Source organism: Noviherbaspirillum sp., from assembly GCF_035944575.1.
Lineage (GTDB): Bacteria > Pseudomonadota > Gammaproteobacteria > Burkholderiales > Burkholderiaceae_D > Noviherbaspirillum.
Map to the genome: position 1 here is coordinate 1 of NZ_DASZBA010000148.1, position 7812 is coordinate 7812.

7 protein-coding genes are annotated in these 7812 nt (G+C 60.7%); 3 read left to right on the plus strand and 4 right to left on the minus strand.

The annotated features are described in order from the left end of the window. Positions 1–200: 200 nt before the first annotated feature. Positions 201–410, minus strand: a complete 210-nt coding sequence (locus VGU61_RS10490) for a hypothetical protein (protein WP_326859067.1) — start codon at positions 408–410, stop codon at positions 201–203. On the opposite strand from VGU61_RS10490, the gene VGU61_RS10495 reads away from it, so the two are divergent. After that, positions 395–745 carry a cupin domain-containing protein gene (locus VGU61_RS10495; RefSeq protein ID WP_326859068.1) on the plus strand — a complete coding sequence of 117 codons (351 nt, stop codon included), beginning with the start codon at positions 395–397 and terminating at the stop codon, positions 743–745. The genes VGU61_RS10490 and VGU61_RS10495 overlap by 16 nt on opposite strands. 50 nt (positions 746–795) lie before the next feature. Here the strand turns inward: VGU61_RS10495 and VGU61_RS10500 are convergent, their stop codons facing one another. Both VGU61_RS10500 and VGU61_RS10505 read right to left on the minus strand, forming a co-directional pair. Beyond that, complete coding sequence (locus VGU61_RS10500) at positions 796–4116, minus strand: response regulator (RefSeq protein WP_326859069.1); 3321 nt, start codon at positions 4114–4116, stop codon at positions 796–798. Between the two features lie 302 nt (positions 4117–4418). Beyond that, a complete protein-coding gene (locus tag VGU61_RS10505) occupies positions 4419–4964 on the minus strand; it encodes a hypothetical protein (protein ID WP_326859070.1) in 546 nt (181 codons plus the stop codon). 195 nt (positions 4965–5159) lie between these two features. Between VGU61_RS10505 and VGU61_RS10510 the strand changes: the two genes are divergently transcribed. Both VGU61_RS10510 and VGU61_RS10515 read left to right on the plus strand, forming a co-directional pair. Then, entirely contained in the window at positions 5160–6431 is a 1272-nt protein-coding gene (locus VGU61_RS10510; protein WP_326859071.1) for an EAL and HDOD domain-containing protein, read from the plus strand. Positions 6432–6512: 81 nt separating this feature from the next. Then, on the plus strand, positions 6513–6710 hold the full coding sequence (locus tag VGU61_RS10515) for a hypothetical protein (RefSeq protein WP_326859072.1): 198 nt from the start codon (positions 6513–6515) through the stop codon (positions 6708–6710). 574 nt (positions 6711–7284) lie between these two features. Here the strand turns inward: VGU61_RS10515 and VGU61_RS10520 are convergent. Next, on the minus strand, positions 7285–7812 hold a 528-nt coding region (locus tag VGU61_RS10520), incomplete at its 5' end, for a DNA-3-methyladenine glycosylase (protein WP_326859073.1).

Below are 7812 nucleotides of genomic sequence, written 5' to 3' on the forward strand. Positions count from 1 at the left end.
AGGAGTGGATAAATCGTCTTGAAAATCGCATCCGTGTGCACTGTCCGTTGATCAGGAATATCGGTACGGCGAGCGGTCAGTGTAGCGCCAAACCTTGCAGTTGTTGACACGTTCCCGCAACGTTTTCCTCCGTGAAAATGAAATGGGGCAAGGGTTTGTAAAAAGATTGATTTTCATCAAACCAGGCAACAATGGTCAATTTAAGCGCGGCGCAGTGCAAGAGTCAGGATGATTGTTTTAAGTAAGCTTGCTGACATATGACGGTCGCGGATTGCGAACAGTGGTTTATCGATGCTTCTCGATTTTCCGTCTTTAAAAATTTTGACGATAAGATGAATCATGGCAATCAATTTCCCTGCCATGGCAAAAAAATGCGGAACAGGAAAAGAACGCAATGACGAAAGCCACACTGACAAATCTCCTGCAAAACATCCCCGGTCCCCAATCCGAAAAATGGCCCGGCGGCGAGCGCTTCGCCCGAGCGCTTTCGCACGGCACGATGTCCGTGGAAGTATATGCACCGGTCGGCCACGACCCCCAGACGCCGCATGCCCAGGACGAGCTGTACTTTGTAATGCATGGCACGTCGGAATTCGTGCTGGAGGAAAGCCGCATGCATCTCGCCGCCGGCGACGCTGTTTTTGTGCCAGCGGGCGCGGTGCACCGGTTCGAACGGTTCAGCGATGACTTCGTGACCTGGGTGGTCTTCTGGGGGCCTCCGGGCGGGGAACGCAGTAATAGCTGATTTTCGGCCCGAAGGAAACGGGCCAATTCGAATATCCCGCTGGTAGGCTCCTACATGTCCAATCCGGCGAGATGCCGGCTCAAACCCTCCCGCACTGCGCTGACCGTTTCCTCCAGCAACCGGCAAAACGCCAGTACCTGCGGCATGTCGTCCAGCCCTGCCTTCAGTGCATCATCCAGCGCTGTCGCCGCAGCGGTCACGTCGATGGCGCCGATGCCCGACGCCATGCCTCGCATGTCATGCACCGCATGGACCACCGCCTCGCGCTCGCCGCGTGCATAGGCATCCCGCAGTGCCTCGGCCGCCCGGGAGAAGTCGGCCGGCAACATCTGCAAGAGCCGGTGATACAGGTCGACATCGCCGTCCAGGCGGTCGAGGACATCGGCAGTGTCGAACCCGGGAATGGCGATCGGGGCGGCACCGGATTGCGCCGGCGGCGCAGGCTCGACCGGTGCCGGCAGCACACCCGCGCGCGGCAGCCAGCGCGCAATCACTTCATAGAAAAGATCGGGGTCGATCGGTTTCGGGATGTGGTCCTGCATGCCGCTTTGGCGGCAATGCTCCCGTTCCTCCTCGGTCGCATGGGCGGTCATCGCCACGATCGGCAGGCGCGCATAGCGCGCATCCATGCGTACGCGCCTCGTGGCCGCATGGCCGCCGAGTTCAGGCATCTGGATATCCATCAATACCAGGTCGTAGGCATGCGGCCCGGCGGCGAACAGCCGGTCGAGCGCATGGCGGCCGTTGTCGGCAATGTCCACTTCCACGCCTGTCGCGGCCAGGATTTCGTGGGCAATCTGCTGGTTGATGATGTTGTCCTCCACCAGCAGCACCTTGCCGTGAAAGCGCGGCGCGACACGCCGCTTTCGTTCGGTCGAGGGCAGCGGCAAATGCTGCGCCAGCAGGTCGACCAGCGCATCGTGCAGCAGGGACGGATCGATGGGCTTGAACAGCACCGTGGCGACCGGCGCATTCTCGGCCTGCCGGACCACGTCCTCGCCGCCATAGGCGGTGACGAGCAAGGTGCGCGGCGTATGCGCCAGGCCGGCGCCGACGATGGCCGTGGCAAGCTCCAGCCCGTTCATGCCGGGCATGCTGAGATCGGCGAGCACCACATCGAACGGCTCACTCTGGTCGGCGCTGCGGATTGCCGCCAACGCTTCCTCGCCGCTTGCTTCCGCTGCGACCGACAGCTGAAAACTTTCCAGGAGCTGGGACAGCAGCTGGCGTGCGGCGCGATTGTCGTCCACGACCAGCACCCGGCGCCCGCGCACGCTTTCAGGCAAGATCCAGGGCGATGTCTGCGGCGGCAGATCAAGCTCGAAGCGCGCATTGAAGGCGAATACCGAGCCGGCGCCCGGCTGGCTGCGTACCGTGATCGCGCCTCCCATCATCTCGACGAGCCGCTGGCTGATCGCCAGGCCCAGCCCGGTGCCGCCGTATTTGCGGGTGATGGAAGCGTCGGCCTGCGCGAAGGCATCGAACAGCCGCGCCTGTTCCTCCTGCGATATGCCAATGCCGGTATCTTCGACCTCGAAGCGCAGCATCACGGAGGCCATGCCGATACGGTCGGCGCCGCAGCGCAGCAAAACCTGCCCTTCCGGCGTGAATTTGATGGCGTTGCCGAGCAGGTTGATCAGGACCTGGCCGAGCCGGGTGGGATCGCCGATGAGCTGCACCGGTACGTCGTAGTCGATGTCGAACAAGTAGCGCAATCCCTTTTCCTGCGCGCGCTGGCTGATTACCGCGCTGACGTTGGCGAGCACGTCGTGCAAGGAGAACTTGGTGCGTTCGATCTGCAGCTTGTTGGCTTCGATCTTGGAGAAGTCGAGAATGTCGTTGATGACGCCGAGCAGCGACACCGCCGAGCGCTGGATCTTTTCCAGGTAATCCCGCTGGCGGGGACTGAGATCGGTACGCAACGCCAGGTAGGCCATGCCGATGATGGCATTCATCGGCGTGCGGATCTCATGGCTGACATTGGCCAGGAACGCCGACTTCATGCGCGAGGATTCCTCGGCATTTTCCTTCGATGCCTGCAGCGCGAATTCATGCTGCTTCAGTTCTTCGTTGCGGCGAGAGAGCTCGGCGGTGCGTTCCTCCACCCGCAATTCCAGCAGCCGCTCCGAACGCTTCAGGTTGTCGACGAGCTGCTGCTGCGCATACTCCTTTTCCTGCCGGAGCTGATTGAAGCGATCGGCGAGGGCGAGCGAGAACAGCAGCATCTCCAGTGCCGACCCGATTTGTATGCCGTAGATATTGATGAAGTTGGGAATGCCGCTCACGCCGAAGCTGTGGGCGGCCGTAAGCAGCGCGGTCAACGCCAGCCCGGCGAAAGCGACCAGGAAAAACGGCGCGCTGCGCTGACCCCGCCGCTGGCAGGCGGCGGCGACAGTCAACGCCAGCAGGATGTTGGCGACATCCATCGCGATCCCGAAGCGCAGCATATGCTCGAATGACCAGAGAAAGCCGAGGATCTGCAGTCCGTTCAAACCGATGAACGCGAGCATCACACGGTCCAGCTTCGGTACGACCTGGTTGGTGGTGAGCAGCCGCCGCTGGAACTGCAGCAGGGCTGCGCCATTGAGCGCGAACGCAATCATGGTGGCGCTCACCGCCCAGTTCGGCGCGCTCGGCCAGACGAACTGCAGTCCGAGGCCGCTGTAAGCGAGTAGCGACAAGGCGCTGCTGGCCGCGAACAACACGTAATAGAAATAGGTCGGGTCGCGCAGAGAAAAGAAGAGCAACAGGTTGAAGACACCGAGCGCGATCACGAGGCCGAAGTAAAACGCCTGCATCATGTATTCATGCAGGATTTTTTCGGTGAACGCCCGCGGATGCCACAGCTCGGAAGCGACATTCAGCGAGCCGCTCGACGCGACGCGCAGGTACAGCGTCGTGTCGGCGTTCGCCGCGAACCGCAGCGGAAACACGAAATGGCGATGGGGGACAGGCCGTTGCGAATACGGGCGCAGCACGCCGGTCTCCATGTGTCTCATGCCGTCAGGCGCAAAGACATACAGGTCCACATAATGGAGCGACGGGTAGGCCAGTTCAAGACGTCGGACGAGGTTTTCGTCGGTCGGGTTGTGTATCGTCAGCCGCAGCCATACCGCCGAATCCGTGATGCCGAAATTGAGCGAATCGCTGTTTGTCGGTGGGGGCGCGAAACGCTCGGCCAGTTCGGGTGCGCGCACATCGTCGATCTTCCATTGCCGTGACGGATCCTCCAGCACCGCCCAGTAGGGAGTGAGGTTGAACGGCTCTGCCGGAGGCTGGCCGTCGACGCGCAGCGAAGCGGGTTGTGCCTGCGCGGCGAATGAGAACGCCAGCAGAATTGCCAGGCAAAAGGAAAGGGGTGGAAAGCGCATCAGGCCGGAAATGTAAAAAATAGTCGATATTATTGCTTAATAATTGGTTACATCGTCGGTCATTGAAGAATGTGGCAGGCCAATATAACAGGCACCTGCCGCCATCCATGGCGCTCTCTTTGGAAGACTGGCGCAAGGGCTGGTTTCCAGCTTCGCAGGGGATCGGAAGCAGGCGGTATTTTGAAGCGAAAATGCTGACGTCGTCGGTTTGCAGCCTTACGCATGGCGATATTGCGGATAGGCACTCTTCGCAGACACGTGAGGCGGATACTGCGTCCGCCAAGGCTGATGCAAACCGATTGCTACCGGTAGATATGCTGGCCGTTGCTGTTGCGCCATTGTTCTTCGAAGTGGCGTGCGTCATCCTCCGAACGTGGCCTTACACCCATGAGGATGCCGCCTTCCTTCAAGCCGTTTTCATAGCGCTTGACCCGTTCCTCCGGAATCCCCCAGCCGATCAGTGCGCCGAGCAGGCCGCCGGTCGCGGCGCCTGCGCCGGCACCCATCGCCGCGGCAGCCAGCGGTCCGGCAAGCACCAGTCCCAGGCCCGGCAGGGCAATGCTGGTGCCTGCCGCAGTCACCGCCGCCAGGATCGCCCCCAGCGTGCCGCCGACGGCACCGCCGATCCCCGCGCCTTCAGCCGCCTTGTTACCCAGGTCGGTGGTGGGCTGCCCTGGCTGCGCGTCATTGCCGAAATGCTTTTCGCGGGTTTCGTCGGACATCACCATATTCAGATCGTTGGTGTCATAGCCGCGGTCCGATACCGCCTGGTAAGCCCGTTCGGCGCTGTCGCGGTCGTAGAACAGGCCGGTCACCATGCCGGGATAATCCTTGGAATTCATGCTCATCTTATTCTCCTTGGGGTCGTCGAAGCGGAGGTCCTGTTAATAGAAACGACAGGTCTTCCCTAAGTTCCGGCAAACGATACGCCGGTCCGGTTGCGCTGCTCAAGTATTCCGGGTTTTCGCCGTTAACCCCGGTAGGCAGAGGAATAAATCCTATAAGCAAACCAACCGGCTACCGGCTGCCGAGCAGGGGAAGCCATGAGCGTTAGCATCACCTTTAACAATACCCACCGGATCCATCTGGCGTCGCCATTCTTCATGACGAGGCGACCGGTGCTCGACCGTCGGCAGGAACTGGAAGCGTATGAATTGCTGTTTTGCAGCGCAGCAAGCGACGATGCAGGCACGATCGATGACGCCGACGGCACCCCTTCCGTCATCGCCGATGTGATCCGGCACGGCGTCGGCAGGGTGATTGGCGATGTCCCCGGCTTTTTGCACATGAACGCGGCAGCGCTGATGAGCGATATTTTCAATTTTCTGCCGCCGCAAAGCGTCGTGCCGGTGATCGCTAACGGAGTCGAACCCAGCCCCGAGGTGCTGGACCGGATCGCGCAGCTGGTACGCAGCGGCTTCCGCTTCGCACTCGATGTCGACAAACAGGAACGCACGCTGGCCGCTTTCCTGCCACTGGTGGACATCCTCAAAGTCGATGCCTCCGGCAAGATTGCCGCCGAACTGGCGATGATCTGCGGCCGCCTGCATCCGCACCGGAAAACCGTGATGGCGGAAAACGTCCATACCGCGCAGCAGTTCCAGTTGTGCAGCGATGCCGGCTTCGACATTTTTCAGGGGTATTACTTCACCAGGCAGGAAACCACGCCCGCCAGGAAACTCAAGGCCTCGCAGACCGCGATCATCCGGCTGATCACCCTGCTTGCATCGGATGCGGACACGGTCGACATTGAAGACGGCATCAAACACGAACCGACGCTGGGGCTGAATCTGCTGCGCCTCGTCAATACGCCCGCAGTCAGCGCGCACCGCATTGATTCGCTGCACCAGGCTCTCATGGTGCTGGGCCGCAACCAGTTGCAACGCTGGCTGCAGATCATGCTCTATGCACCGGGCGGTCCACAGGGCGCGCGCGCGATGCCGCTGCTCACACTGGCGACGACACGCGGTCGCCTGATTGAGCTGGCTGCGCAAAAGCTGCGCCCGGGCAACCGCGGCATTGCCGACACCGCCTTCACCGTCGGCATCATGTCGCTGATGGATTCCCTGTTCGGCATGCCGATGGAGGAAATCCTGATGCAGATGCCGGTGACCAAGGAAGTGGGAGACGCTTTGCTGTATCGGCGCGGCTATTTCGGCGACTTGCTGGTCCTTGCGGAGCAGACTGAATGGGCGGATAAGGGAGCGACCGCGTTGCTGGATAGCATCAATAACTTCCGGTTGTCGCACCATGATTTGTATGCGCTGCAGCTGGCGGCGTTCGAATGGAGCGACCAGGTGGCGCGGCACGTCTGACATGCCCGCGCGGTTCGGACGAACTATCGGGGCAGGGAAGCATCCTACGGTTTTGCGCACTGCCGCATACCGGAGATCGACATGCAAACTTCCGACAACCGCGGAAAGACCGAACGTGAACAATCCGAGGGACTGGCGAACCAGAATGTCACTGGTCCGGCGCCGATCGACCAGCCGCCGAAGGACGAGCGGCCGGCGCATTTGCCGGGGCTGGAGGATTTGAATATCACGCAGCCGGATGGGGCGAATTCGCCGCCGAATGGGAATAGGAATCCGTAGGCGACGAATTGGAGAGTACATTTGCGATGCTACGGAGTACCTTCCGTACTGCATCAGCCTGTCATTCCCGCGCAGGGTTTTGCAGGGGTTTCGGGCAGCATGCTGTCCGCCTGCAAAACAGTACTGGCTTGCAAGCCAGTACGCGCCCTGCAAGGGGGAATCCAGAGCGACGGAGTCTCTTTGTTAATGCAACTCGTGTGGTTCTCCGAAGAGACTAGCCGGGACTGGCCTCGGCGGGCCACTTACTTTCTTTGCTTCGCCAAAGAAAGTAAGCAAAGAAAGGCGACCGCGAGCCGCTGCCCTTCGGGTTCCCGGAAAAGTACGGGCCAAGTCGGGAAGCGAAATAAACTCGCCTGCGGCTCAGACAGATTTCGCTTCTTTATCCGCCTTGGCCCGTACTTTTCCGGCAGCGCCAAGCGGAATTCAACAACCACAGCCTCTATGCGCGGCTGTGGCGGGCTTCATTAAGTATTAGAGCAGTCTGGCAATTGCGTCTAGGCAGTAGCGCTGGAGCTATCGTGTTCAGACGCGGTCGCAGCCATACTATTGTTTATACGGACCTTACTTTCCCCGCTCACTTCCGCGACACAAACCCATTCCCCTCGATATAAAACCGCAACTCCGCCGCCGCCCATTCCTTCGCATACGCCACCCCGATGCGCGGCCGTTCAACTACCTTGAACTCCTCCTGATTCACCCCCGCCGCCACGTACAACGCATCCCCGAGCAAATCCACCCCGTTCAGACGCCGGTCGATACCCATCGCCCTGCACAGCAGTCCCGGCCCTTTCGTATTGCCGTCGATGCCGGCTACCGGCTCCACCGCCCGCAACAGCACCGCCGCGCCGTGGCCTTCCTTTTCGGTCACGACATTCATGCAGTGATGCATGCCGTAGATGATGTACACATACGCATGGCCGGGCGGGCCGTACATGATGCGGGTGCGTGGCGTGATGCCTTTGGATGAATGTGAGGCGAGGTCGTGCGCACCGAGGTAGGCTTCGGTCTCCACTATCCTGCCGATGCGCGTCGTCCCGGATTGCACGTGCACGAGATATTTGCCGAGCAGTTCCCGTGCGACGCGTTCCGTATCCCGGTCATA

Excerpts from the sequence above, each read along its gene's own strand:
- VGU61_RS10510 (WP_326859071.1), top strand. The coding sequence starts at position 5,160 with ATGAGCGTTAGCATCACCTTTAACAATACCCACCGGATCCATCTGGCG.
- VGU61_RS10500 (WP_326859069.1), bottom strand. The coding sequence starts at position 4,116 with ATGCGCTTTCCACCCCTTTCCTTTTGCCTGGCAATTCTGCTGGCGTTC.
- VGU61_RS10505 (WP_326859070.1), bottom strand. The coding sequence starts at position 4,964 with ATGAGCATGAATTCCAAGGATTATCCCGGCATGGTGACCGGCCTGTTC.
- VGU61_RS10495 (WP_326859068.1), top strand. The coding sequence starts at position 395 with ATGACGAAAGCCACACTGACAAATCTCCTGCAAAACATCCCCGGTCCC.
- VGU61_RS10515 (WP_326859072.1), top strand. The coding sequence starts at position 6,513 with ATGCAAACTTCCGACAACCGCGGAAAGACCGAACGTGAACAATCCGAG.